General features: G+C 59.9%; 26 protein-coding genes. 11 read left to right on the forward strand and 15 right to left on the reverse strand.

What is annotated here, in order from left to right:
• Window positions 1-217: 217 nt before the first annotated feature.
• Window positions 218-1,360 (forward strand): DegT/DnrJ/EryC1/StrS family aminotransferase, encoded by a 1,143-nt coding sequence (locus IMCC20628_RS13645; protein ID WP_047030672.1) that lies wholly within the window; start codon window positions 218-220, stop codon window positions 1,358-1,360.
• Window positions 1,361-1,374: 14 nt separating this feature from the next.
• Here the strand turns inward: IMCC20628_RS13645 and IMCC20628_RS13650 are convergent, their stop codons facing one another.
• From IMCC20628_RS13650 to IMCC20628_RS13670, 6 genes are all read right to left on the reverse strand, one after another.
• A complete protein-coding gene (locus IMCC20628_RS13650) occupies window positions 1,375-2,055 on the reverse strand; it encodes an RES family NAD+ phosphorylase (RefSeq protein ID WP_245307777.1) in 681 nt (226 codons plus the stop codon).
• Window positions 2,052-2,252 (reverse strand): antitoxin Xre/MbcA/ParS toxin-binding domain-containing protein, encoded by a 201-nt coding sequence (locus IMCC20628_RS13655; protein WP_245307778.1) that lies wholly within the window; start codon window positions 2,250-2,252, stop codon window positions 2,052-2,054. The genes IMCC20628_RS13650 and IMCC20628_RS13655 overlap by 4 nt, the downstream gene beginning before the upstream one ends.
• A gap of 24 nt (window positions 2,253-2,276) precedes the next feature.
• Window positions 2,277-2,477, reverse strand: a complete 201-nt coding sequence (locus IMCC20628_RS25660; protein WP_245307779.1) for an antitoxin Xre-like helix-turn-helix domain-containing protein — start codon at window positions 2,475-2,477, stop codon at window positions 2,277-2,279.
• A gap of 117 nt (window positions 2,478-2,594) precedes the next feature.
• Window positions 2,595-6,059, reverse strand: coding sequence for a chromosome segregation protein SMC (gene smc, locus IMCC20628_RS13660; RefSeq protein WP_047030673.1), 3,465 nt, complete (start codon window positions 6,057-6,059; stop codon window positions 2,595-2,597).
• An 87-nt stretch (window positions 6,060-6,146) separates the two neighbouring features.
• Entirely contained in the window at window positions 6,147-6,902 is a 756-nt protein-coding gene (locus IMCC20628_RS13665) for a DsbA family protein (protein WP_047032574.1), read from the reverse strand.
• Window positions 6,903-7,076: 174 nt separating this feature from the next.
• Complete coding sequence (locus IMCC20628_RS13670; RefSeq protein ID WP_047030674.1) at window positions 7,077-7,589, reverse strand: DciA family protein; 513 nt, start codon at window positions 7,587-7,589, stop codon at window positions 7,077-7,079.
• A 191-nt stretch (window positions 7,590-7,780) separates the two neighbouring features.
• Here IMCC20628_RS13670 and IMCC20628_RS13675 point away from each other — a divergent pair, with 191 nt between their 5' ends.
• From IMCC20628_RS13675 to IMCC20628_RS13685, 3 genes are all read left to right on the forward strand, one after another.
• Window positions 7,781-7,963: a PLDc N-terminal domain-containing protein gene (locus tag IMCC20628_RS13675; RefSeq protein ID WP_047032575.1), complete on the forward strand. Its 183-nt coding sequence runs from the start codon at window positions 7,781-7,783 to the stop codon at window positions 7,961-7,963.
• A gap of 292 nt (window positions 7,964-8,255) precedes the next feature.
• Window positions 8,256-9,359 (forward strand): A/G-specific adenine glycosylase, encoded by a 1,104-nt coding sequence (gene mutY, locus IMCC20628_RS13680; protein ID WP_047030675.1) that lies wholly within the window; start codon window positions 8,256-8,258, stop codon window positions 9,357-9,359.
• Entirely contained in the window at window positions 9,356-9,976 is a 621-nt protein-coding gene (locus IMCC20628_RS13685) for an HAD family phosphatase (RefSeq protein WP_047030676.1), read from the forward strand. Before mutY ends, IMCC20628_RS13685 begins: the two co-directional genes overlap by 4 nt.
• Before the next feature lie 138 nt (window positions 9,977-10,114).
• Here IMCC20628_RS13685 and IMCC20628_RS24745 read toward each other — a convergent pair whose 3' ends face one another.
• The 4 genes from IMCC20628_RS24745 to IMCC20628_RS13705 form a co-directional block, all read right to left on the reverse strand.
• A complete protein-coding gene (locus IMCC20628_RS24745; RefSeq protein WP_047030677.1) occupies window positions 10,115-10,273 on the reverse strand; it encodes a DUF3309 domain-containing protein in 159 nt (52 codons plus the stop codon).
• A gap of 78 nt (window positions 10,274-10,351) precedes the next feature.
• Window positions 10,352-11,470: an AI-2E family transporter gene (locus IMCC20628_RS13695; RefSeq protein ID WP_052766428.1), complete on the reverse strand. Its 1,119-nt coding sequence runs from the start codon at window positions 11,468-11,470 to the stop codon at window positions 10,352-10,354.
• A 79-nt stretch (window positions 11,471-11,549) separates the two neighbouring features.
• On the reverse strand, window positions 11,550-11,732 hold the full coding sequence (locus tag IMCC20628_RS13700; RefSeq protein WP_047030679.1) for a CsbD family protein: 183 nt from the start codon (window positions 11,730-11,732) through the stop codon (window positions 11,550-11,552).
• Between the two features lie 296 nt (window positions 11,733-12,028).
• Window positions 12,029-13,162, reverse strand: a complete 1,134-nt coding sequence (locus IMCC20628_RS13705) for a site-specific DNA-methyltransferase (RefSeq protein ID WP_047030680.1) — start codon at window positions 13,160-13,162, stop codon at window positions 12,029-12,031.
• Window positions 13,163-13,486: 324 nt separating this feature from the next.
• Here IMCC20628_RS13705 and IMCC20628_RS13710 point away from each other — a divergent pair, with 324 nt between their 5' ends.
• Entirely contained in the window at window positions 13,487-14,176 is a 690-nt protein-coding gene (locus IMCC20628_RS13710) for an HAD family phosphatase (protein WP_047030681.1), read from the forward strand.
• A gap of 11 nt (window positions 14,177-14,187) precedes the next feature.
• Here IMCC20628_RS13710 and IMCC20628_RS13715 read toward each other — a convergent pair whose 3' ends face one another.
• The gene (locus IMCC20628_RS13715) at window positions 14,188-14,751 is read right to left on the reverse strand and encodes a hypothetical protein (RefSeq protein ID WP_245307780.1); all 564 of its coding nucleotides are present in this window, start codon (window positions 14,749-14,751) and stop codon (window positions 14,188-14,190) included.
• A 163-nt stretch (window positions 14,752-14,914) separates the two neighbouring features.
• Here IMCC20628_RS13715 and thrC point away from each other — a divergent pair, with 163 nt between their 5' ends.
• The 4 genes from thrC to IMCC20628_RS13735 all read left to right on the forward strand — a co-directional run bounded on the left by thrC (window position 14,915) and on the right by IMCC20628_RS13735 (window position 21,196).
• Window positions 14,915-16,312, forward strand: coding sequence for a threonine synthase (thrC, locus tag IMCC20628_RS13720; protein WP_047030683.1), 1,398 nt, complete (start codon window positions 14,915-14,917; stop codon window positions 16,310-16,312).
• Window positions 16,313-16,331: 19 nt separating this feature from the next.
• Window positions 16,332-17,630: a pitrilysin family protein gene (locus IMCC20628_RS13725; RefSeq protein ID WP_047030684.1), complete on the forward strand. Its 1,299-nt coding sequence runs from the start codon at window positions 16,332-16,334 to the stop codon at window positions 17,628-17,630.
• Between the two features lie 15 nt (window positions 17,631-17,645).
• Complete coding sequence (locus IMCC20628_RS13730) at window positions 17,646-18,269, forward strand: GNAT family protein (RefSeq protein WP_047030685.1); 624 nt, start codon at window positions 17,646-17,648, stop codon at window positions 18,267-18,269.
• A gap of 83 nt (window positions 18,270-18,352) precedes the next feature.
• Window positions 18,353-21,196, forward strand: coding sequence for an EAL domain-containing protein (locus IMCC20628_RS13735; RefSeq protein WP_156174680.1), 2,844 nt, complete (start codon window positions 18,353-18,355; stop codon window positions 21,194-21,196).
• A 42-nt stretch (window positions 21,197-21,238) separates the two neighbouring features.
• Here the strand turns inward: IMCC20628_RS13735 and IMCC20628_RS13740 are convergent, their stop codons facing one another.
• Window positions 21,239-21,862 carry a YqgE/AlgH family protein gene (locus IMCC20628_RS13740; protein WP_047030686.1) on the reverse strand — a complete coding sequence of 208 codons (624 nt, stop codon included), beginning with the start codon at window positions 21,860-21,862 and terminating at the stop codon, window positions 21,239-21,241.
• A 152-nt stretch (window positions 21,863-22,014) separates the two neighbouring features.
• On the opposite strand from IMCC20628_RS13740, the gene IMCC20628_RS13745 reads away from it, so the two are divergent.
• Entirely contained in the window at window positions 22,015-22,890 is an 876-nt protein-coding gene (locus IMCC20628_RS13745; protein ID WP_052766430.1) for a protein-disulfide reductase DsbD domain-containing protein, read from the forward strand.
• Window positions 22,891-22,982: 92 nt separating this feature from the next.
• The gene (locus IMCC20628_RS13750; RefSeq protein WP_047030687.1) at window positions 22,983-23,468 is read left to right on the forward strand and encodes a peroxiredoxin; all 486 of its coding nucleotides are present in this window, start codon (window positions 22,983-22,985) and stop codon (window positions 23,466-23,468) included.
• A 21-nt stretch (window positions 23,469-23,489) separates the two neighbouring features.
• Here the strand turns inward: IMCC20628_RS13750 and rnhA are convergent, their stop codons facing one another.
• From rnhA to ispH, 3 genes are read right to left on the reverse strand one after another with little or no spacing between them, the layout of a single operon-like run.
• Window positions 23,490-23,954 carry a ribonuclease HI gene (gene rnhA / locus IMCC20628_RS13755; RefSeq protein ID WP_047030688.1) on the reverse strand — a complete coding sequence of 155 codons (465 nt, stop codon included), beginning with the start codon at window positions 23,952-23,954 and terminating at the stop codon, window positions 23,490-23,492.
• Window positions 23,951-24,931, reverse strand: a complete 981-nt coding sequence (locus IMCC20628_RS13760) for a homoserine kinase (protein ID WP_047030689.1) — start codon at window positions 24,929-24,931, stop codon at window positions 23,951-23,953. Before IMCC20628_RS13760 ends, rnhA begins: the two co-directional genes overlap by 4 nt.
• A 2-nt stretch (window positions 24,932-24,933) precedes the next feature.
• The gene (ispH, locus tag IMCC20628_RS13765; protein ID WP_047030690.1) at window positions 24,934-25,932 is read right to left on the reverse strand and encodes a 4-hydroxy-3-methylbut-2-enyl diphosphate reductase; all 999 of its coding nucleotides are present in this window, start codon (window positions 25,930-25,932) and stop codon (window positions 24,934-24,936) included.
• Window positions 25,933-25,948: the final 16 nt, after the last annotated feature.

Consider the following 25,948-nt stretch of genomic DNA (forward strand, 5'->3'; position numbering starts at 1 on the left):
TGCGTGGAATGATCCCATGCCGTCGGCGGGCCGCAGCTGTCACGGTGCATCACCAAAAGCAACGCAAAGTGATTGTTACGGTGGCATAATCCGCAGCAATCGAGCGATAGCATATGGACCCGGATGGCGCGGCGCTTTAACACGATTGTGAAATCCGGTCGTTGTTGGGCTCGCGGCGGAGAATATCATCAGCTTTGAGCCCCGGGACACCACCACGATGCCAACTGACAGCCGCGATCCAGTCCGTTTTGTCGATCTTGCTGCGCAGCAGGCGCTGATCCGCGATCGGGTCGACGCTGCAATTGCGCGGGTGCTTGACCACGGCCAATACATCATGGGCCCAGAGGTTGGTGAACTTGAGGCGCAGTTGTCGGCCCATTGCGGGGCAACGTATAGCGTTGCCTGTTCGTCAGGAACGGATGCACTGGCCATGGTTCTGATGGCCAAGAATCTCCGGCCCGGCCAAGCCGTCTTCTGCCCCGCCTTCACCTTCGTCGCCACGGCGGAAGTGGTGGCCTGGCTCGGCGCGCATATCTGGTTTGTTGATGTGGATGCCGACACCTTCAACATGGACCCGGCTTCGCTCGAAACCGCGATTGCCAACGCCCGGGAAGCAGGACACGAACCGGTCGGCGTCATTCCGGTGGATCTTTTCGGCATTCCGGCTGACTACGACGCGGTCTCAAAGATTGCCGCGCGCGAAAGCCTCTGGGTGCTGGGCGACGGCGCACAGGCCTATGGCGCACGCTACCACAACCGCCGGGTCGGCACGCTGGCGATGGCGACAGCCACCAGCTTCTTTCCGGCCAAGCCGCTGGGCGCCTATGGCGATGGCGGCGCGATCTTCACCGATGATGCCGAGCTGGCCGACACGCTTCGCTCGATCCTGTTTCACGGCAAGGGCACCAGCCAGTATGACAATGTCCGCATTGGCATGACCGGCCGGATCGACACCATGCAGGCGGCGATCCTGATCGAGAAACTCAGAATTTTCGATGATGAAATCGAAGCCCGCAACCGCATCGCGGCGCGCTATTCCGCACAGCTCGAAAGCCATGTCGCCACGCCGGTAGTGCCCAAGGGGCTGCAGTCGGTGTGGGCGCAATACACGGTCAAGCTACCCGAAGGCGCCGAACGCGCGGCCATCCAGACCAAGCTCAAGGAGCAGGGTGTGCCCAGTGCGGTCTATTATGCCAAGCCGCTGCATCTGCAGGATGCCTACAGCCATCACGGCATCGCCGGCGGCGCATTGCCGGTCACCGATATGCTGTCAGGTTGCGTGCTCAGCCTGCCGATGCACCCCTATCTCGATGAAGAAACCCAGGACCGGGTGACGAATGCGCTGATTTCGGCGCTGTAAGCCTGAGCTAACACTCACTCCGTGGTGACGGTGTAATCCCGGGTGCCGTTCCAAATCATTTTCCAGCGCGCGCCCGGACGGACATTCTGCACCGAATGCGGCTCGAAGGCGACGAGGCAGGTGCCTCCCATCCTGCGTGCCGAGCGGTAGACGAAACCGCGTGATCCCTGCCCGCGCATCGCCCGCGCCAGCGCCTGCCCCGCCGGATAGGCGACCGCAATGTCGGGCGACAGGCAGGGCGTGCCAAGCGGTGCGGATCGCAGATCATGGAAATCGCCCATCAGGCCTGCAAGCAGTGCCTGATAGATGGCTTCGTCGTGGAAATGGTTGATGTGTTCGAGTTCGCGGCTGCGGTGATTGGCGACCTCGGCGATGGCCGTGAGATCGTCAAAGCCTGAATACCAGGCACCGCGCGCCGCGTCGTTGAAGCGGTTGCCTTCGCTGCGGGTATAGGCGAAGGCGGCGTTGACATGGGTCTGTCCCCAGGCGCGAAACAGCAATTCGCGCGGGTCAAGATCGGCAAGCCCGGTTTTCTCCGCGATCAGGCGCTGGCTGGTGAGCCCTTCGAGGGCTTCAAGGACGGCAAGGTCCTCCGCGTCGTTTACCAACGGCGTCAGCACCGGCGGCTTGTAATAGGCCGTCGGGATCAGCCGCACCGTTGCGGACAGCGCCAGTGTTGCCAGAGGCAGCGTCACACACCGCCCCGCAGGGCATCAATGTGGTTGCGGGTGGCGAGAATGGTGGGGAGACCGCCCTCGATCATCGCCTCCAGCGGCGTCCTTCCGTCAAACAGGGGTCCGGTGTTGCGCATCGTGACCCAGCGGTCGGCCAGCTCATCGCTGAAATAAAGATGCAAGCCTTTGTAGAGTCCGGTGACAGCACTGACACGCATCAGCTGGTCGCGGCTCAGACGGCCCTACCAGTTTTCGCTTTTCATCCGGGCGAAGGTGCGCGGGCTGATGTCGAGCAGTTGTGCCGCGGCCTCATTGCCGAGGCGCCAGGCCTGCACGATGCGCGAAAAAGCGGTGGCGGAGACCCGCGCCAGGCGGGCGGGATCCACTGCTGCCAGCGAGACCTGGTTTTCCAGGTCCGATCCTGACGTGTGCAGAGGTTCCATTGCGCGCATCCTTGCCATCTGGCAGATAATATCACGCCAAATGGCAGACTTCAATCGAAACCGGTTCTGACATCACCGCACGCGCGGCCCGGATATCAGTAGATCGCGTCACATGGATTATCCCGCGTCGCGCAATTGCTCGGCGGTCTGCAGATCCACCGAGACCAGCTGGCTGACGCCCTGCTCGGCCATGGTGACGCCGAACAGCCGGTTCATCCGGGCCATGGTGATCGGGTTGTGGGTGATGATGACGAAGCGGGTCTCAGTCGATGACGCCATTTCGTCCATCAAATTGCAAAAACGCTCGACATTGTGATCGTCCAGCGGCGCGTCGACCTCGTCGAGCACGCAGATCGGTGCCGGGTTGGTCAAAAACACCGCGAAGATCAGCGCCATGGCTGTCAGCGCCTGCTCGCCGCCCGACAGCAGCGTCATGGTTTGCGGCTTCTTGCCGGGCGGCCGGGCAAGAATTTCAAGCCCGGCCTCCAGCGGATCGTCGGATTCAATCAATTGCAGTTCCGCCGTGCCGCCGCCGAAGAGATGGGTGAACAGCCGCTGGAACTGGGCGTTGACGACATCGAAGGCGACGAGCAGGCGTTCGCGGCCTTCCTTGTTGAGCCCCTGAATGCCGGCGCGCAGTTTCTTGATCGCGTCGATGATGTCCTCGCGCTCGGTGATGATCAGGTTGAGCCGGTCCGACAGTTCGGTCTGCTCTTCCTCGGCGCGCAGATTGACCGCGCCCAGCCGCTCGCGCTCGATCTTGAGGCGCTCGAGATTGCGTTCGACCAGGGCCGGATCCGGCATATCCGCATCAGCAGCCAGACCGGTGTGGCGCATGGCTTCATGTGGCGGGCAATTGAGCGATTCGCGGATGCGGGCCTCACCCTCTTCGCGGCGTTCCCGTGCCGCCATCAAGCGTTCCTCGGTGCGCCCGCGCACTTCACGGCCTTGCGACAACGCGCCGATGGCTTCGGTGGCGAGCTTGTCAGCCTCGCGCGAGCGGGTTTCGGCCAGCGCCAGCGCGTCGGCAGCGTCCTTGCGGCGTTTTTCGACCTCGCTCAATTGGGTCAGCAAGGCGCGGCGACGGGCAGCCACTTCATCGGGCGCATCGGCAATGCCTGCAACCTCGGTCGCGGTTTCCCCGGACCGGGCGCGCAGTGCGGCGAGATGGCTTTCGGCATTGGCGGCGCGCTCGATCCATGAGGTCCGTTCCGATGCGATGGCTTCGAGCCTGCGGACACGACCGGCGTTTTCCCGCTCCAGCCCCTCATGGGCGGCGCGGGCTTCGGCCAGCGCGCCGCGATCAGTCGCAACTTCCGCATTGACCTGCACCAGCGCCGCGTCGAGGCCGGCCAGATCGGGACAGGCTTTCAGCGATTCCATCGCCTGCTCCAGCGCTGTGACGGCTTCAGCCAGTTGCGCGCCCACTTGCGCGCGGGATTCGGTCAGCACTGCACGGCGGTTTGACAACTCACCCGAGGCACGCTCGGCACTCGCAAGTTCATCACGGGCACGGCTGAGCTTGCCGCTGGCGTCGCGGATCAGGTCACGCGCCAGACGGCCCTCGCCGACCCGGGCTGCGACCGCGGTCTCGCTCAGGGTCAGGGCTTCTTCGGTCAGGCGCAGTGCCTTGGTCGCCTCGACGGCTTCGGCATCCAGCTCAGTCAACCGGTTTTTCTGCCCGAGCCTTAAAGCGGCAGGGGTTGGTGCGTCAGCCGATGCGACATAGCCATCCCAGCGGAACAACGCGCCATCGCGGGTGACCAGCCGCTGGCCGGGCTTGAGCGATCCATGCAGCGCCAGGCCATGGGCGGCATCAGCCACCAGCCCGACATGGGCAAGGCGGCGGGCGAGCTCCAAAGGCGCGCGGACATGGGTCGACAACGGCGTCACACCATCAGGAAGCGCAGGGTCCTGGCCGTCATTTTGCAGCTTCGCCCAATGGGCGGGTGCTGCCGGATCAAGCGGCAGATCGAGATCGTCGCCAAGAGCTGCGCCGAGTGCCGTCTCATAGCCACGATCTACCTTGATGCTCTCCACCACCGGCGGAAACAGGTCCGAGCCCTGGCCGGCATTGAGCATGCGGGCGATGGTCTTGGCTTCAGTCTCGATGGCATTGAGCCGGGCCTTTGCTTCGGTGACCGGCTGGCGCGCGGCAGTCTCGGCTTGGCGCGCCGCTTCAAGCGCTCCTTCAATCCCGGCCAGAGCGCTCTCGGCATCAGCAAGCGCCTTTTCGGCGATTTCGGTGTCGCGACGCTTGGCAGCAGGATCGGGCAGCCCGGCAACGCGCTCGGCGATCGTGGCGAGGTCGGCATCCTGGCTGCCGATCTGACGCTCAAGCCGGGCCTTGCGTTCGCCCGCCTCGCGGATGACGCGGTCGAGCTGGGTGCGCTCAGCTGCTGCTTCAGCGCGCTCGGCTGTGACGACACCCAGCGAAGTTTCGCTTTCCGTCAGTCTGGCCTGCGCCGCTTCAAACACGGTTTTGAGCGCAGCGGAGCGCTCGCCACTGCCTTCGAGCGCCAGCTTCAGCTCGGCCTCCTCGGCAGACAGCCGCTGCATAATCCCGGCATTGTCGGCGATCAGACGTTCCTCGCGTTCAATGTCGGTTTTGAGCTGTGCCAGCCGCTGGTCGAGTTCGGCGCGGCGACGTGAAATCCGTTCGGCTTCCTCGTCAATCTGGGTGCGGGCGATCTGCAGCCGTTGCAAGGCGGCAGCGGCGGCGGCTTCTGCGTCCCGGAGTTCGGGCAATTTATGCGCGGCAATGGCTTGGCACTTCGCCGCTTCCATCTGCGCCTGCGCCAGTTCGGCGACATGGGAGGTGGCCTTGGAAAGCGCGCTTTCAGCCTCCCCCTCCTGGGCCTTGGCTATCGACCAGCGAAGGTGCAGCAATATTGCCTCCGACTGCCGCACTTCCGCAGACAGGGCCTTGAACCGGTTGGCCTGGCGGGCTTGCCGCTTGAGGCTTTCGATCTGCGATTCCAGCTCGGATGTAACGTCATCAAGCCGCTCGAGATTGGTTTCGGCAGCGCGCAGCCTGAGTTCCGCCTCGTGACGGCGCGAATACAGGCCGGAAATGCCAGCCGCCTCTTCGAGCAATTGCCTGCGCGCCTGAGGCTTGGCCTGGATCAGCTCGCCGATACGGCCCTGCCCCACCATCGAGGGCGAGCGGGCGCCGGTGGAAGCGTCGGCAAACAGCAGCTGCACATCCTTGGCGCGGGCTTCCTTGCCGTTGATGCGGTAGACCGAGCCGGATTCGCGTTCGATGCGGCGGGTGACCTGAATCTCGTCGGAATCATTGAAGGCCGCAGGGGCGGTGCGATCGGAATTGTCGAGATAGAGACCGACTTCGGCAGTGTTGCGGGCCGGACGGTTGCCGGAGCCCGAGAAAATCACGTCGTCCATGCCCGAGGCGCGCATGTTCTTGTAGGAGTTTTCGCCCATCACCCAGCGCATGGCTTCAACAAGATTGGACTTGCCGCAGCCATTGGGGCCGACCACGCCGGTCAGCCCGCGCTCGATCACGAACTCATTGGGTTCGACGAAGGACTTGAAGCCGAGCACCCGAAGCTTTGTAAACCTCATGACCGGAGCTCCCGGTCATGCATACTCATCGGCACAGCAAAACATCCCCGGCGAAATACTCGCAGGGGATTGATGTGTTTGACCCGCTTAAAGCAGCGGGTCGATGATTGCCGACATGATTTCAATCGACATGTTCCCCGGATACCGCTTGCCGTTGATGATGAAGGTCGGGGTAGACTGCACCCCAAATTCATTGGCGGCCTTGGTTCTGACTGCATTCACATCGTCCAGAAGCTTCTGGTTCGTCAAGCAAGCCTCGAAGGACTCCTGTGTAAAACCGGCCAAACGGGCGATTTGCAGCAAGGCTTCACGTCCATCAGGCGCTGTCGCCCAGGTGCGCTGCTGCTGGAAAAGGACATCTACCATTGGGAAAAACCGCTCTTCGGGCGCACATCGCGCCAGCATGATGGCGGCTGCGGCGCGCGGATCGAACGGGAATTCGCGCAGGATGAAGCGCACCTTGCCGCTGTCGATGTATTTTTCCTTGAGTGGCTTGAAATTCTCTTCGTGGAACGAAGCGCAATGCGGGCAAGTCATCGACATATATTCAACGATGGTGACCGGTGCGGTTTCTTCACCAAGTACCATATCCTTGAGCGACCCCTGCTCCAGCACCTTGGCCATATCGACATCGCCATCAGCCTTGGGGGCTTCAACAGCGGCTTCGATGGCTCCGGTGATTTCAGATGTCACTCCGGCGGCGGCAGTTTCGGTCGAAACAACGGCAGCGGCACTGTCGGAAGCCTGCGTGGTCTGGTCAGACGAGTCCGAACAAGCGGTCAATGTCAGCGCGAGCAGAGATACCGTCGCGGCGGCAGTCAATCGGGACGTCAAACGGAACATCAAATCACCCATTCTCTCTAAATTGCTACGACACGCATCCAAATCCGTTCGGTCATCCCGTTCAGCATACTGGCCGCGCCCGGCGTCCATATTGTTACAGCGAACGCCAGTCTTACCCAACTCCTATAACGTGAAATGTGGCCAAACAAGTGCCCCATGTTCACTGAGCCGTGATCACGGCTGGCGTTTTGGCTGACGGCTGATGACGCCTGCGCCCAATCGCTCCAGCGACTCGCGCAGCTTCGGGTCCTCCACATCGGCCAGCAAATCCGCGAGACGGTGCTTTTCTGCGCTGTCGAGCGGGCGGCTTTTGGGCTTGCGGGTCGGCACATGAATCGCCTTCTGGACGATACGGATTTGCGAGACGGCACGAAAACCGAAGAAGCTGTTGAGCCTGGAGATCAGCTCGGCTTCCTGGTGCATCAGAAACAAGGCACGCGCGCCTTCGCAGGCAATGGTCAACAGGCCCGGCGAAAACCCGCCGCCGGCTTCATCCGGTCCGTCCTGGCGCGGCCAGCGGATACGCTCGGGACGCGAGCAGCCGGCAAATTGCTCACCGGCGATCTCATCCCAGGAAGCGAGCAACAGCGTGTTGATTCCGGCGCGCTTGGACAGAATCGGATCGATCAGCCCGTTGGCGATCTCCGCGATCTGGAATGTCTTGCGATAATGGCTTGGCTTGGCCACAGCTCTGCCTTTGTTCAAATGTCAGCCGGCACATCGCCCGGCCAGACCTTGTCTGGTGATCGATAGCGCGAAATGGCGATGATGGAAAGCGCGCCCCTCCCCTGATGGAACCATTTCCGGACAAAACAGTTTGTTAAATGCAACGCAACATTTCAGCGCGGTTCGGCGCGACCATATTTGGAGATTTTGACATGGGTTTTGAATACAGCGGAATTCTGGGCATCATCATTCTGGTTCTCGACATCTGGGCGATCCTCCAGATCATCAAGGGCGGCGGCTCGACCGGCCGCAAGATATTGTGGATCCTGGTCATCCTGTTGCTGCCGGTGATCGGTTTGATCATCTGGTTCCTGGCTGGCCGCGGCAGGGTCTAGTCTCAGGACTGAACCACGAACTTGGCTGGCGTCCCTGGCGGGATGCCAGTCTGCCGATCCCGGATCGGTCGAATTGGCAGCGCCGATCAATGCGGGCGCTGCCTTTTCGTTTGAGCAAGTCGAGTACCCGATCAAGCGTTTTGCCAGACAACGGCAACCAGCGCATGATCACGGGAAAACCTGTGGGGCGGATTGCGCCTCGGCGACCGGCACGACATGATCCCGGCTTGCGTTCACTGCGGCGCGCCCTAATTGCTGTCATTCCCGCCCCTAGCACCGCCCCATGAGTTCAATGTCATCTGCAAAGCCCTCAAAGACTACGCCTGATCCTGATTTGGCGGATTTGCTGCTTGCCTGGTACGACCGGCACGCGCGCGCTATGCCATGGAGGGTCAGCCCGGCTGAACGGGAACGTGGCGTGGTAGCCGATCCCTACCGGGTCTGGTTGTCCGAGATCATGCTGCAACAAACCACTGTGCAGTCGGTAAAATCCTATTTCGAGGCCTTCGCCACGCGCTGGCCGACCGTGACGGACCTGGCCGCCGCCAACACCGAAGATGTGATGAAGGCCTGGGCGGGGCTGGGCTATTATTCGCGCGCCCGCAATCTGAAAAAATGCGCCGACGTGGTGGCGAGCGAGCATGGCGGGCGCTTTCCTGACAGCGAAGACGGCTTGCGCGCCCTGCCTGGCATCGGCCCCTACACGGCGGCGGCAATAGCTGCGATCGCCTTCGACCAACCGGCGGCAGTGGTGGACGGAAACATCGAACGGGTGTTCACGCGGCTGCTGCAGATTGAAACACCGCTACCCGCCGCCAAAACAGAAATTCGCGCCGCCGTGGCTCTTGCCACCCCGAATGAACGACCGGGTGATTTCGCCCAGGCACTGATGGATCTAGGCGCAACCATCTGCACGCCGAAGCGTCCGGCCTGCGCCTTATGTCCGATCGATGAGATGTGCCAGGCCCGTGCCTCCGGCAGACAGGAGCAGTTTCCGGTCAAGCCCGCAAAAAAGTCAAAGCCGGTCCGCCTTGGCGCTGCCTTCGTGGCCGAACGCGGCGATGGGTCAGTGCTACTGGTCAAGCGTCCGGACAAGGGCCTGCTCGGCGGCATGACCGGGGTTCCGACCACCAACTGGACTGTACGGGCGGATGGCGAAACAGGCGCGAATTCGGCTCCATTCGCTGCGAAGTGGCAGCACAAGGGCGTCATAACACATGTGTTTACACATTTTGAATTGCGACTGGAGGTGTTTCATGCGGTTGTTACGAGCGCCGCTGATCATCAAGGTTGGTGGAGCGATGCTGATTCGCTGCCCGGCGAAGCGCTGCCAACCCTGATGAAGAAGGCCCTTAGCGCCGCCTTCCCTGCGCTGTTTAGAAAAGGCAAGACATGAGTGAGACCACCCGGCCCGTGCGCCACATTGTGTTTGATATCGGCAAAGTCCTGATCCATTACGATCCGAATACTCCATTCAGCCGTCTGATTCCGAACGAGGCCGAGCGAAACGAATTCTTCGCCACGGTGTGCACCCATGAATGGAATCTGGAACAGGATCGCGGACGCAGCTGGGCCGATGCCGAGGCGCTGCTGATTGAAGAGTTTCCCGACAAGGCGGATCTGATCCGGGCGTTTCGCACCCATTGGCATGAAATGGTCAGTCACGCCTATGATGGCAGCGTCGATTTCATGCTCGACCTGATCCAGCAGGGACGCGACGTGACCATGCTGACCAATTTCGCCGCCGACACCTTCAAGCAGGCACGCGAGATATACCCGTTCCTGAAGGTTCCGCGCGGGGTGACGGTGTCGGGCGAGATCGGATTGATCAAGCCGGACCGGGCGATCTACGAGACCCATGCGAAGAGTTTCGATCTGGACCCGGCTGCCTGCCTGTTCATTGACGACAGCCAAAAGAATGTCGACGGCGCCATTGCAGCGGGATGGCAGTCGGTGCTGTTCACAGATCCCGAAACACTGCGGGAGGACGTGACGCGTCTGATCTCGGCCTGACCGGCAAATTACCGGCAAATTGCGATCTGGGTGCCCGGCCGCTTGACGCGACCGGGCACCGTTGAACCAATTACAGCGCCCCGTATCCAATTGGATGCGCAAAGGACGCTGTAGCTCTTTTGAAGTGACGCATGTGCGTCAGAAGCGGCCGGTCAGTGCAAGCACAATGACGATCAAAAGTGCCAGTCCCAGAAAGCCGGACGGGCCGTAACCCCAGCTGCGCGCATGCGGCCACGACGGCACCGCACCGATCAGAAGAACGATCAGAATAATGATGAGAAGAGTTGAAATTGCCATGGCAAAAGCATCCTGCGTTGTTGTACTTCGTGTGACAAACACACGAGCCGCAAAATGGTTCCATCCGGCATTTTCTGATCAGCCGGCACTGCCCTCTTCAACAACGTCCGCGTCCTCTATTGCCGGTCGCCCTGACAGGAACTGACCAAAGGCGTTCATCGATTCAAAATTGTCGCACAGCACCTTGATCGCCACCAATATCGGCACAGCCATCAGCGCTCCCACCAGACCCCACAGCCAACCCCAGACAGTGACGGTCAGGAACACGGCGACAATGTTGAGTTCAAGCCTGCGGCCTACGATCATCGGAGTCAGGAAATTGCCTTCCAGGGTCGTGACACCAAAATAAATGGCTGGCGCAACCAGTGCCGCTCCGAGCGTCGGATAGACAACCATCGCTGTGGCAGCGACCGCCGCTGCACCCGCCCAGGCCCCGATAAACGGGAGGAAATTCAGGATCGCCGCGATGCAGCCCCACATGATGGGGTTTGGCATGCCGTAAAGCCACAGACAGGTGCCGATGACCGCGCCCAGGCCAGCATTAATAACGGTTATCGTGAACAGATAGCGCGAGACTTGCCGCTCAACGTCATAGATCACACGCAATGCCCGTTTTTTTTCGCTCATCAAGGGCATGATGCCGACGACTTTTTCGTAAAACAGCGTGCCGGTCGAGAGCAGGAACAATGCAAGGATCAAGGCAACCACAAAAGTTGTGAGACCACTGAATGCATTGGATGCAGCGGAGGCGAGCAAGGCCGGCTGCTGGACGACAACCTTTTGGGCTGCGGTTGTACCCGAGCCTTGCGCCAATGTCTCGACCTGTTCGCTCGCTTCCTTCACGGCTTCGATCTCATCGCGGTATTCGGCAAATTTTGCCCTGACCTTGATAGCCGTTTCAGGTGCGGATGAAATCAGGTCTGTTATCGGTCCCGACAGCGAATAGGCGCCAAACCCGAGTCCACCAGCGAGGAACACGATAATCAAAACGGCGGAAATTCCCGAGGGAATACCGCGTTTTTCGGCAAAGCGCACAACCGGCCTCAAGGTCAGGGCAATCAGCACGCCCAGGACCATCGGCATGACGACATCCTGGGCGACGAACAACACCTGGGCAACGATGACAATGAAAATTCCAATCAAGACGCGCTTAATCGTTGCGATGTCGGGATTGGTGAGAGCCGTCTGCGGTTTCATGATCAACCTCACCGTAAAAGGGAAAAAGGCCGCGGCCCAATCGGGCCGCGACCAGTTGGCAAGGAAACAAGTCTAAATGTCAAACCTTGTCACCCAAAGCGCCCTTGATAGAGCCTGATGCGTGCTGAACGGTGCCTTTTGCCTTTTGCGCCTTGCCTTCCGCCTGCAGCTTCTTGTTGTCGGTTGCCTTGCCGACAGCGTCTTTGGTTGCGCCGGCAACCTTGTTACCGGCTGCCTTGGTCTTGTCGATCATTTCACCCATGCCACTATCTCCTCTTAGATCCGCTGAACTCGCAGCGCTGGTTACGCAAGTCTGACTTGCCTGAGAGAACGTTTGGCAACGGGTTTGGTTCAGTTCACATAAAAAGAACGGCAGACTGAATTTGTTCAGACTGGAATGTTGCACCGTCGGCACTCAGGGGCCGGTTTTCAAGCACCGCGCCGCACGGCGCTTGGGCACAAACGAATAACGCCCGGGATGCTATGAAACATCCCGGGCGCTGCAGGACCGGCGGTGACTGAAGGTACTTGACGCCCGCCGGATCTGGATGCTGGAAATTACCCCGCGTGCGCCATCTCCAGACGGATTGTGGTGCGGAAATCATCGATCAGCTTGAGGCCGTCCGGCGTTTCGAGATGCCAGAAGGTCCATCCGTTGCAGGCATCGAACCCCTGCACAACGGCGCCGATCTTGTGGATCGAACCCGCCGTGCCGTTGGCAACCAGCGTGCCGTCGGCGCGGACAATCGCCTGATGCTTGCGCTTGGCATCGTGCAGGACGTCGCCGGGTTTGACGTGGCCGGCCTCGATCAGCACATTGAAGGCCACCCGCGGTTCGGCGCGCTTGCCGGTCATCACCGTCAGCTCGTTCTTGCCCAACGACTCGACGGCGTCGATCCGGGCCTGTGCCGCGTCGATATAGACCTGCTCTCGCTCGATACCGACGAAGTGACGGCCAAGACGTTTGGCCACCGCGCCGGTTGTGCCGGATCCGAAGAACGGGTCGAGCACCACATCGCCAGGCTTGGAGGACGCCATCAACACACGCGCCAGCAGCGCTTCGGGCTTTTGAGTCGGATGGACCTTCTTGCCATCGTCGCCTTTGAGGCGCTCGCCTCCGGTGCAGATCGGAAACAGCCAGTCCGATCGCATCTGCACATCGTCATTGGAGGCTTTCATGGCTTCATAATTGAATGTGTAGCCTTTGGAATTCTGATCGGGCGACGCCCAGATCATGGTCTCATGGGCATTCTGAAACCTGCGGCCACGGAAATTCGGCATCGGATTGGTCTTGCGCCAGACAATGTCATTGAGCAGCCAGAAACCGATGTCCTGGAGCTGTGTGCCGACGCGGAAAATATTGTGATAGGAGCCGATCACCCAGATGGTGCCGTTGGGCTTGAGCACCCGGCGGCAGGCCAGCAGCCAGGCACGGGTGAAGGCGTCATAGGCGGCAAAGCTGTCGAACTGATCCCAATGATCATTGACGGCATCCACCATCGACTGATCGGGACGGGCAAGGTCGCCGCCGAGCTGCAGATTGTAAGGCGGGTCAGCAAAAATCACATCGACGGAATTTGCCGGGAGCGCTTCAAGCGCTGCCACACAGTCCCCCTTGATGATGGTGTCGAGCCAGGTTTGACGTGCGGCATCGGTGGTGTGGACTTCAGAAAGCGAAACGGATCGGGCCATGGGATACTCACTCTACACATACGCAACAACTGATCCTTATGGTTACCGAACAGAGTAAACATCTGGTGAATGACTAAAAATGACCGTGTTGTTTTTGTGCCTGAGCAAAATTCACAGGGGCTTGCTCACCCAGATCCTGATGTTTTGTCAGCCTTCCGGCGGGATCCGTTTCACTTCAAATGCCAACAATATTGATGCCCTCAACCCCGAATATCGGTCGCACCCGGGCGATTGGCGTTGCATCTCTTGCCTGCTGTACGGGCATGCTGTAGGTCCCGTGGCGTTTCCCCAACACACCGACCCAAAAATTGCAGGAGCAGTTCCATGCCCGGTTTCGACCTTATCATTTTTGATTGCGACGGCGTCCTTGTCGACAGCGAGATCATCGCAGCGCAGGTTGAATCGAAGCTTCTGACCGAGGCCGGCTTTCCGATCAGCGCGGAAGATGTGGCCGAGCGCTTCGCCGGCCTGACCTGGAAAGACACGCTGTTCGAGGTCGAGCGCGAATCCAGCATTCCCTTTTCAGCCACACTGCTTGATGCGTCCGACAAGTTGCTCGACCAGAGGCTCGCATCGGAAGTTGTTGCCATTGACGGTGCAATCGAGGCAATCTCGCGTATCCCCGGACCCCGCTGCATCTGCTCAAATTCCGAGTTGAAGCGTCTTAAAATGATGCTTGCGCGCACCGGGATTGATCGGCTGTTTGGCGAGCATGTCTATTCGGCGCGGGAAGTAGGCGAAGGCCGCACCAAGCCGGCGCCGGACGTGTTTTTGTACGGTGCCAAGCAGTTCGATGTCGACCCGGCCAAGGCTCTGGTGATCGAGGATTCCGTGCACGGGATCCACGCGGCAATTGCTGCGGGCATGCGCGTGGTGGGTTTCACCGGCGGTTCGCACAGCTATCCCGGTCACGCCGACAAGCTGACTGAAGCTGGCGCCGAGACCGTGATCCGGCGTATGGCCGAACTTCCGGCCACCGTTGAAGCGCTGGCTGGATGGTCCGAACTGATCTGAAAAAATCGCCGTTACGGTGTGTTGTACGGCCCCGGATCGATACCGACATAGAGCTTGGCCGAGCTCGCCGCGCTGGCCGGGAATGCAACACTGGCATTGGTGAATATGAACTGCTCGGCCGGCATGCCTTCAAGCAGGATGACCGGCTGTTTCTGCAGTTCCGAATAAAGCACCGTCTCGCCATCAACTACGGCGACGCGAACCGGGATCTCGACAGTTCCTGCCTTGCCTGCCGGCCCTGAAACCACACGGCCGGAGGCGACAACCGTTATAATCATCTGATCGCCGCTGATCCGGCATTGCCGCGTGGTGTCGGTAATCGAAGCCTGGTGCATGACCTTGGTGGCATCACCATCGCCGCCCTTGGCGTAGCGCGTGTAATAGGCGGTGCCTTCACGCAGGATTATCTGCGGACAGGCCCCTTGCACCACTGGCAAATTAGTCGCCGGATCTACCGCAGTCTGCTGATCAGAGACACCGGGATTGAGAACGGCGCGCGGATCAGACGATGTGCAACCGGCAATCGCGGCGGCACCAATCAGAACCGGGATGAAACGCAACAATCTTTTTGACACGATATACCTACCTTCATTCACACAACGCCCGTGGGCGAATATTGCAGACGTCGTCTAGCCTTTGCATGACGACCGCCCATGGTCTATATCAGCCGCGCGGCGAGAATTCGACCGGCTTTATCTCATCTTGCGCGATCCGCGTCCACCATCGAGGAACATGTCTGTGGACTATATTTCGACACGGGGCGAAGCCCCAGCACTTGGTTTCAGCGATGCACTCCTGGCCGGCCTTGCCCGCGACGGCGGGCTATATGTTCCGCGTGAGTGGCCAACATTCACGCGGAAGGACATCCGGGCGATGCGCGGCCAAAGCTATCAGGAGATTGCGTTCCGCGTCATGGAACCGTTCACCGCGGGTGAAATCGAGGCCGACGCACTGCGCGCCATGATCGATGAGGCCTATGCCACCTTCCGGCATCCGGCGGTCGCGCCACTGGTGCAAAGCGGTGCAAACTCATTCGTTCTCGAGCTGTTTCACGGCCCGACGCTCGCCTTCAAGGACGTGGCAATGCAGTTGATTGCACGGCTGATGGACCATGTTCTGGCCAACCGCGGTGAACGCGCGACAATCGTCGGCGCCACATCCGGAGACACAGGCGGCGCTGCAATCGATGCGTTCGCCGGGCGTGACCGCACCGACATTTTCATCCTGTTTCCCGAAGGCCGGGTCTCGCCGGTTCAACAGCGGCAAATGACCACATCCAAGGCCGCCAATGTGCATGCCATGGCGCTCAAGGGCAATTTCGACGATTGCCAGGATCTGGTCAAAGCCATGTTCAATCATGGCGCGTTCCGTGATCAGGTGCGCCTGTCCGGCGTCAACTCGATCAACTGGGCGCGGATCATGGCCCAGATCGTCTATTATTTCACCGCTGCCGTTTCGCTTGGCGCCCCTGACCGAAAAGTCTCGTTCACGGTTCCCACTGGCAATTTTGGCGATGTCTTTGCAGGCTATTGCGCCAAGCGCATGGGACTGCCGATCGCCAAACTGGTGATCGCGACCAACGAAAACGACATTCTGGCACGCGCCATGCGCACCGGCCGCTATGAGATGCGCGGCGTCAGCCCGACCACCTCGCCGTCGATGGACATCCAGATATCGTCCAATTTCGAACGGCTGCTGTTTGAAGCCAGCGACCGTGACGCCGAAACCGTGCGCCGGGCCATGTCGGGCCTGAAGCAATCGGGCGCTTTCGACATCAACGAGACAGCACTCAAGGCGATCCGCAAGGAATTCCGCGCCGGCCGCGCCAGCGAGCGCCAGGTCAAGGCGACCATCCGCGATGTCCAGGCCGAAACCGGATATGTGCTTGATCCACACACTGCAGTGGCATTCCATGTCGCAGGCAGGGTGGAAAAACCCTCCGCTCCCATGATAACGCTGGCGACAGCGCATCCGGCAAAGTTCCCGGACGCCGTAAAACAAGCCTGTGGTATTGACCCCGCGCTCCCGTCGTGGCTCTCTGATTTGATGAAACGGGAGGAACGGTTCAGCGTGTTGCCGAGTGAACAGGACAAGGTGGAAGCCCATATCTTGTCCCTGACGCGGGCTGCACGGTGACCCGAGGAAAGTGACACGTATGAAAGTCAAAACAACAACTCTCGACAACGGCGTAACCGTCGTGACCGAGACGATGGCCCATCTCGAGAGCGTCGCTCTGGGGGTTTGGGTGAAGTCCGGGTCCCGTGACGAGACCGCCGACGAGCACGGCATTGCGCATCTGCTCGAGCACATGGCGTTCAAGGGAACCCATAAACGCACCGCGCGCCAGATCGCCGAAGAGATCGAAAATGTCGGTGGTGAAGTCAACGCCGCGACGTCGACAGAAACCACGTCCTATTATGCCCGCGTGCTCAAGGACCATGTGCCGCTGGCCGTGGACATCCTGCATGACATTCTGACCAATTCGATTATTGACGAAGATGAGCTGGCACGCGAAAAACACGTGATCCTGCAGGAAATCGGTGCTGCCAACGACACGCCGGACGATGTGGTCTATGACAAATTCGCCGAGGCCGCCTTCCGCGATCAGACTATCGGACGGCCGATTCTGGGCACGCCCGAGACGGTCAAGGCCTTCACCACTGCGCAGATCCGCAATTATCTTGCCCGGCATTATACCGGTGACCGCATGGTGGTTGTCGCCGCCGGCGCGGTCGATCATGACGCCTTCGTCAAACTTGTCGACGAGCGTTTTGGCAAGTCGATCAAGCCGACTGGAACCCAGTTGCGCGCCATTCCGACAGCAATCTACACCGGCGGGGATTACCGCGAGAGCCGCGACCTGATGGACGCCCAGGTTATGATTGGCTTTGAAGGCCGCGCTTATCAGGTTCGCGACTTCTATTGCTCGCAAATGCTCGCCAACATTTTGGGCGGCGGCATGTCGTCGCGTCTGTTCCAGGAGGTCCGTGAGGAACGCGGGCTTTGTTACTCCGTCTACGCCTTTCACTGGGGCTTTTCGGATTCGGGTCTGTTCGGCGTTCACGCCGCAACCGGTGCCGAGGATCTGGAAGAACTGGTTCCGGTTATTCTCACCGAACTGGCCAAAGCGGCCGATGGCGTTGAGGAACAGGAAATCAACCGATCGCGGGCACAGGTCCGCTCAGGCCTGTTGATGGCGCAGGAAAGCCCGGCGGCCAGAGCCAGCCAGATTGCCCGCCAGATGCTGTTGTTCGGCCGTCCAGTCAGCAATATCGAGTTGATGGAGCGGCTGGTCAACATTACACCAAAGCGGCTTTCCGATCTTGCCGGAAAGCTGTTCTTCGAAACCCCGATCACAGTGTCGGCAATTGGGCCGATCGACAAACTTCTGCCGCTTCCCGACATGGCACATGCACTTGGCCAACGCGGCGGGCGTACCGCCGCGGCCGAGTAAAGCCTCGAGGTTGCCATGGCGCCTCCGGTATTTCGATTCCGCGGCCGGGCCCAGGAAGAATTCCGGATAGACGGGGAGCGCATCTACCTGCGCCACCCGCTGTCCAGTGATTTTGCCGAATGGAGCCAGCTTCGCGCGGCAAGCCGCGACTTTCTGGCGCCGTGGGAACCGCGCTGGTCGGACGATGACCTGACCCGCCCGGCATTCCGGTATCGAATCCGCCGTTACGATGCCGATCGGGAGGCCGGATTGGCGCTGCCGTTGTTTATCTTTCAAAAGACGAATGGCCGCCTTGTCGGTGGCGTGACGCTGGGTTCGATCCGGCGGGGGGCAGCGGAATGTTGCTCAGTGGGCTACTGGATGGGCGAGCAGCACGCAGGCAAGGGCTTGATGCGGGACGCACTTAAATGTCTCATTCCCCATGTGTTTGACCGTATGCGGTTGCACCGGATAGAGGCGGCCTGTATTCCCGATAATGCAAGGAGCCAGCGGCTCCTTGAAAATGTCGGCTTTCGGCGTGAGGGATACTTGAACGGCTACCTGAAAATCAACGGCGCCTGGCGTGATCACCTGCTTTATGCGCTGATTGCCGAGGATTGGCATGCCGCGCGTGCGAAAGGATCCGGTTCCGGCGGATGACATGTATAACCCGTTTCAGTACCATCAGACGCCTCGGCGGCCTGACCGCCAGCGGCATAAGGATCGCATGTGGTCTGTTTTTCATGTGTCTGGTGCTGGGTTTCGCGCCGGTGGCGCATGCGACCGAACCAGTTAAAATCAGCCGGGATGACACCGCGCTTGATCTGACCGCCACCACGGAGATCTACAAGCGGCGCGGCGAGGCCTTTCAGGTTTCCACGGCAGCAGGCGCCGACGGCATTGTCCGCCGAATCGAGGTGCGCGCCAGTTCACCGCAGCATTCCGGCGACTGGGCAGTGTTTGCGCTGGCCAATGTCACCGACGAGCAGATCGACCGGCTCATCGTCGCGCCGCATTTCCGGCTTGTCGGTTCCGGTCTTTTGTGGCCCGATCTCGGCTCCGCGCGCATCCTGGGCATTACCCCGAGTGAGGGCTTTGCGCTCGACAAGGTCGAGAGCAGCGAGGACGACGTCTTCCGCATTACGCTGAACCCCGGAACCGTCATCACTTTTGTTGCCGAACTGGCTGCACCCGATCTGCCGCAAATCTATCTGTGGGAACCCGAGGCCTACAAGGACGCCGTCAACGCCTACACGCTCTATCGCGGTATCGTGCTCGGAATTGCCGGACTTCTGGCTGTGTTCCTGACTATCCTCTTCGTCGTCAAAGGCACCTCGATGCTTCCGGCCACAGCCGCGCTGGCCTGGGCCGTGCTGGCTTATGTCTCAGTGGATTTCGGCTTTTTGTCGAAGCTTATCAGCGTCACCCCCGGCGACGAACGGATCTGGCGTTCGGGAACCGAAGTGCTGCTGGCGACAGGGCTGGTGGTGTTCCTGTTCACCTACCTCAACCTCAATCGCTGGCACACCAATCTGTCCTATGTGACGGTAGCCTGGATTCTCGGACTGGGCGGGCTTTTTGCCGTCGCGATCTATGATCCGCCGGTGGCGTCGGGCATTGCGCGCATGTCCTTTGCAACCACGGCGTTGGCCGGCGTCGCTCTGATCACGTATCTCGGCTTTCATCGTTATGACCGGGCGGTGATGCTGATCCCCACCTGGGCGCTGATCCTGGGCTGGCTGTTTGGCGCCTGGCTGACGGTAACCGGACAATTGGCCAATGACATTGTGCAACCCGCACTCGGCGGCGGACTGGTGCTGATCGTGCTGCTGATGGGCTTTACGGTGATGCAGCATGCGTTTGCCGGCGGCGCTTATCATCAGGGCTTGTTTTCCGACATGGAGCGCCAGGCCATGGCGCTTGCAGGGTCCGGCGATACGGTCTGGGACTGGGACGTGACGCGCGACCGCGTCGTTACCTCCCCCGACCTCTCGCCACAACTGGGGCTCTCTCCAGGTTCGCTAGCAGGACCGGCACGGCTTTGGCTGCCACGCATTCATGCTGATGACCGCGACCGGTTTCGCACCACGCTGGACGTTCTTCTCGAGCATCGCAAGGGTCGGCTGAACCACCAGTTTCGCATGCGCGCCGAAGATGGGCATTACCACTGGATGTCACTCAGGGCGCGGCCGGTACTTGGTTCCAACGGCGAAGTCATCCGCTGCGTGGGAACCATCATCGACGTTACCGAACAAAAAACCTCGGAAGACCGGCTGCTGCATGACGCGGTACACGACAATCTGACCGGATTGCCCAACCGGCAATTGTTTCTGGACCGGCTTCAGACCATGATCAGCATGGCCGAACGCTACCCGGATGTGCGCCCGAGCGTGTTCATGATCGATCTCGACCGGTTCAAGCAGGTCAATGACAAGCTTGGAATGTCGGTAGGCGACACCATATTGCTGGCGCTGACGCGGCGCCTGAAACGGCTTTTGAAGCCACAGGACACATTGGCCCGTATTTCAGGCGATCAGTTCGGTCTGGTGCTGGTTTCCGAGCAGGATGCCGTCAAGGTGGCCGCTCTGGCCGAGGCTATCTCCAAAGCCATTTCCGCCCCTATCGATTTCGCCGGACAGGACATCAGGCTCACCGCTTCCATCGGCGTGGTAACCTGGGTCGAGAACAACGCCGTCCCCGACGACCTGATGAAGGATGCGGAACTGGCGATGTACCAGGCCAAGAGATTTGGCGGCAACCGGATCGAACCTTTCAGGCCTGCATTCAGGACCGTGGGTTCGGACCGCCAGCGGCTTGAAAGCGATCTGCGCCGGGCACTGGAACGGCGTGAACTGACACTGGTGTATCAGCCGATTGTTGAACTGAAAGATGCAGAGATCGCAGGCTTTGAAGCCTTGCTCAGATGGGAAGATCCCAAGCGTGGTACGGTACCTCCGTCCGAATTCATTCCCATTGCCGAAGCCTCCGATCTGATCCTCGAACTCGGGATGTACTCGCTCAAGCAATCGGCGGAAGACCTGGCGCGGTGGCAAGAGGCCGTCGGTGACGTTGCTGTGTTCATGTCGGTCAATTTGTCGAGCGCACAATTGTTGAAAAGCGATCTGTGCAATGACGTCATCAAGGCGATCTCGGCCTCGCACTGTGATCCGAAACTGTTTCGTCTGGAACTGACCGAAACTCTGGTCATGCACAATCCGCAACAAGCCCTCATGACACTGTCACGGCTGGCGGATGCCGGCATTGGCCTGACACTGGACGATTTTGGCACCGGCCATTCCTCACTTGCTTACCTGACGCGGTTTCCGTTCAAGACCATCAAGATCGACCGATCACTGGTCGTCGACCAGTCAGACAAGGGCGGGGTCCTGATCCGGTCCATCGTTGATCTGGCCAAGAAGCTCGACATGCGTGTGGTCGCCGAAGGCGTAAAGTCGGAGGAAGATGCGGTCAAACTCTCGGAGATGGGCTGCGATTACGGACAGAGTTTTCTGTTCGGCCCCCCGATTGGCACGGATTCAGTTCTGAAGCTTCTCAAGGAGCGGTTTCCGGTGACAAAGCCGAACTGATTGCCGTCTGGTCGATCTGTAAAAGCAGCCGAAGTCAAATGACTATGCGTGGCCAGTCTGCGTTGAGAGCATGGCTGGCGCGATCCCCATGGTGGCCAGTACCCGGTCATATTTGCCTGAATGGTCGGGATCGAAAACGATGTCATCGGTTGCCGGGGTGCTGAGCCAGGCATTGCCGGACATCTCATCCTCAAGCTGCCCCGGTCCCCAGCCGGCATAGCCAAGCAACATGATTCCGCGACGTGGCCCGACGCCTTCCTTGATGGCGCGCAGGATATCAACCGTCGCGGTCAGGCACAGCTCGTCATTCACCGGCATCGTCGACTGACTCATATAGTCGTCCGAATGCAGCACAAAACCGCGACCGGCATCCAATGGACCGCCAAGCTGGATCGGAAAATCCGGAGCGCAATCATTGCCTTTGGTCTTGGGGCGTCTGCTGGATTTTGGATGATTATCGAGATCCAGTTTCTCGAGCAATTCATGAAACAGAACAGGTTGCGGGCGATTGAGTATAAACCCCATGGCACCATCCTCGGAATGGGCGCACACGAATATGACCGTGCGCTCGAAGCGCTCGTCATTCATTCCCGGCATGGCGACAAGGAAATGCCCGTCCAGACTTCCGCGCTTTCGCCGAGACAAATGGTCTTCAATTCCGATCATTGTTCAAGCCTATCAAGTTTTGGGGTTTTGGAAAGGGGCCAACGGCAAGCCAGGACCGGGCGATTGCAGCGCTGGTGGCAGTCACGGAAATATGAGCATTTTTTCGAAGGATTGAATGGATTTGGAGCCCTCCGTTCCGCTAGACTGACTGCATGTTCAAATCTCTCAACCGCTTCCCGCCACGCCAGTTGTTCTTGCTGATTGCAGGCCCGTTCATGGCTTCTGTGCTGGCAATCTGTCCCGCTTGGTCGCTCGACAGCGGCTGGGCTGAAACCGAAGGCGGACGCATGCGCCTGGTGATCGATCCGGCACCGCGCCAAGACGGTACGATTGGCGGCATTCTGGATATCGATCTCGATCCGGGCTGGAAAACCTACTGGCGTGACCCGGGCAGTGCCGGCATTCCGCCGATGCTGGATGTGTCTGCAAGCCGGAACATTGATCTCGACGCCATGCATTATCCGCCGCCGGTCCGGGTTGATGACGGCTATGCAATCTGGGCCGGGTATACTGCGCCTATCCGATTTCCATTGACGTTCCGTCGCACCGGATCGGGCAAAGCGGTGCTCCGGGCGCTGGCATTCGTCGGCATATGCGAAAAGATCTGCGTACCGTTCCAGGCCGAATTTACGATTGATTTGCCCGAAGGCTCCGTCTCTGACGACCAAGCCCGGATCATGATCGCGGATGCATTCGCCCGGCTTCCGGAAACTCCGGGGCCCGATTTCGAGCTTAAAACGGCGAGCTTTGACGCTGGCAGCAAGCAGCTTGAAATATCAGCAAGCCTGCCCGGGTTCAGGCCTGCCGGAGCAACCCCACAACTGTTCGTCGCCGGTCCACAGGGTTTTGCCTTTGCACAGCCCGAAATTGTCAGCGATGAGAATGGCCTCGCCAAATGGATCGTGCGCATTGAAGACCTGCCGAACCTTGCGCCGGACAGCACTGGCGAAAACATCAATGTCGTGGTGACATTCGGTCAACGCGCCGTTGAGCAAAACGTACCGACCGGTCGTGTCCCCGAGAATTGAATTAGTCGCAATTATCGGGCCGCCCCACTCGCAATCTGCGTGAAACTCTCTAAATCATCTTCTGACATTTGGTAAAATCAGGGAGTGCTGACGTGACGATTGCAATTGGGGACAAACTGCCCGAAGCCACCTTCAAGGAAAAAACGGCAGACGGCATGTCGGAAGTAAAAGTCAGCGAGCTTTTCGCCGGCAAGAAAGTCGTACTGTTCGCCGTTCCAGGCGCGTTCACACCAACCTGCCACCTGAACCACGTGCCCGGTTACATCGAAAACCGGGACGCCATTCTGGCCAAGGGCGTTGACGAGATTGCGGTGGTGTCGGTCAATGACGCTTTCGTCATGGCAGCCTGGGAAAAGGCCACCAACGGCACGGGAAAGCTCAGATATCTTTCGGACTGGGATGCAAGCTTCACCAAGGCGATCGGCATGGATGCCGACCTCTCGGCAGGTACAATGGGCATTCGTTCGCAGCGCTACTCGATGATTGTCGAGGATGGCACAGTCACCTCACTCAACATCGAGGAAGCTCGCGGTCAGGCAGTGATCTCCGGCGCTGCCGCGCTGCTCGAGCAGCTTTGATTTCCAGCAAGACCGAATGATCTAGACGGCGCTCCTTCGGGGCGCCGTTTTGCCTTTGAACGGCTCCATGCCCTCACGTGCCAGTTCATCGGCCCGCTCATTTTCGGCATGGCCGTCATGGCCCTTGACCCAATGCCATTTGACCTTGTGGCGCTGGTTGGCTTGGTCAAGCGCCTGCCAGAGTTCGGCGTTTTTCACCGGCTTTTTCGCGGCGGTTTTCCAGCCGTTTTTCTTCCAGCCGAAAATCCATTTCGATATGCCGTCCATGACATATTTGCTGTCGGTGTAGAGATCGACTTCACAGGATGTCTTCAGCGCATTCAGCGCCGAAATCGCTCCCAGCAGTTCCATGCGGTTGTTGGTGGTTTCCGCCTCGCCGCCACATAGTTCCTTCTGGGTCTCGCCATGGCGCAGAATGGCGCCCCAGCCACCCGGACCGGGATTGCCGGAACAGGCGCCATCGGTGAAAATATCGATATGCTTCACTTGCTCAGATCCTTGGTGCGTAGGCCGTATTCGGAGGCCGAATCTATCTGGCGATGGAACCGCAGTTTGCGCATATATTCCAGCGGGTCCTTCTTGACCACCAGTGCGCCTTCGGGCGTGGTCAACCAATCGTGCAGTCGAGTGAGGAAAAACCGCAACGCCGCGCCTCGCGCCAGCAATGGCAGCGCGGCTGCCTCCCCTTCTTCCAAGGGACGCACGGACACATAGCCATCGATCAGCGCCATGCCCTTGGTAAGGTTGAATGCGCCATCCGACTCGAAGCACCAGGCATTCAGGCAGATGGCAACGTCATAGGCCAAAAAGTCATTGCAGGCGAAATAGAAGTCGATCAGTCCGGACAGACGGTCCTCGATGAAAAACACATTGTCGGGAAACAGATCGGCGTGGATCACCCCTTCCGGCAGCTCCGAGGGCCAGCCGCTTTCTAGGCTCGCCAGTTCCCGGTCAATCTCGTCCTTCAATCCCGGTTGGACCTCATCTGCCCGGGCCCGCGAGCCCTCCCACAGGGGGCGCCAATCGCCAACCGTAAGTCCGTTGACCCGGCGGATCGGAAAATCACTGCCTGCCACATGCATGGCGGCGAGCGCCTGGCCGACCTCACGGCAATGCTGTGGTTGCGGCTTGCGCAACCAGGCGCCATCGAGAAAAGAGACCATCGCCGCCGGACGGCCTGCAAGTTCGCTGAGATGGCCACCATCGCGCCGCACGATTGGCAGCGGGCAACTCAATCCCTTCAGCGCCAGATGGTCCATCAACCCGATGAAAAACGGCAGGTCATCCCGATTGACCCGTTTTTCGTAAAGCGTGAGGATGAAGGTTCCACCGGTGGCGCGCAGCAGGAAGTTGGTATTTTCGACGCCCTCTGCAATGCCCTTGTAGGACAGCAGCGTACCAACATCATATTCAGCGAGAAACGCGCGAAGCTGGTCTTCGTTGACATCCGTATAGACGGCCATGCTCAGCGCTCTCCGTTGACAAAGGCCATATCGGCGGTGGTCAGTTCAACATCGCGCAGCTCGCGGTTGACTAGGAAATTCTCTGTTTCCTGCACGGTCTCGGCCAATTCGATGGTGGCGTCGAACCGCGCCTTGAAGGCGTCGATGATCTCGGCGACGACAACTTCCGGTGCCGAAGCGCCTGCCGACAGGCCGAGCAGGCCGATGTCGCCGATCTCGTCCCAATCAATCTCGTGGGCGCGCTGCAGCAGGATGGATTTTTTGGCGCCGGCCTTCAGCGCCACTTCGACCAGGCGCTTGGAATTGGACGAATTGGGCGCTCCGACCACCACGAACAGATCGCAGCCGGGGGCTGCCTGCTTGACCGCATCCTGTCGGTTGGTGGTGGCGTAGCAGATTGATTCCGCTGCGGGTGCTGTGATCTCGGGGAACCTTGCATGAAGCCGGGCAATCACGTCCGCTGTGTCATCCACTGACAGCGTCGTCTGTGTGACAAAGCCGAGCGCGCTAGGGTGAGACGGCTCGAATGCGTCGACATCAGCCACAGTTTCCACCAGCGTCACCGCACCGGGCGGCAGTTGCCCCATGGTGCCGATGACCTCTGGGTGGCCCTTGTGGCCGATCAGCACGACATGCCGTCCCAGCCGCTCATGCCGCATGGCCTGTTTGTGGACCTTGGAAACCAGCGGACAGGTGGCGTCGAGATAGAACAGATTGCGCGCTTCGGCATCAGCGGGCACCGATTTAGCCACGCCATGGGCTGAAAAGATCACCGGCTGGGCATGGTGCTCGGCCGGGATTTCATCGAGCTCCTCCACAAAAATGGCGCCGAGCGCCTCCAGCCCTTCGACGACATAACGGTTGTGGACGATCTCATGACGAACATAGACCGGCGCGCCATATTTCTTCAGCGCCAGAACGACAATCTGAATGGCGCGGTCAACACCGGCGCAAAACCCGCGCGGGCCGCATAGCCTGATTGTCAGGGGAGTTCGGGACATTTGTTGGTTCACTGTT

The sequence above is a fragment of the Hoeflea sp. IMCC20628 genome (assembly GCF_001011155.1).
Classification (GTDB): domain Bacteria; phylum Pseudomonadota; class Alphaproteobacteria; order Rhizobiales; family Rhizobiaceae; genus Hoeflea.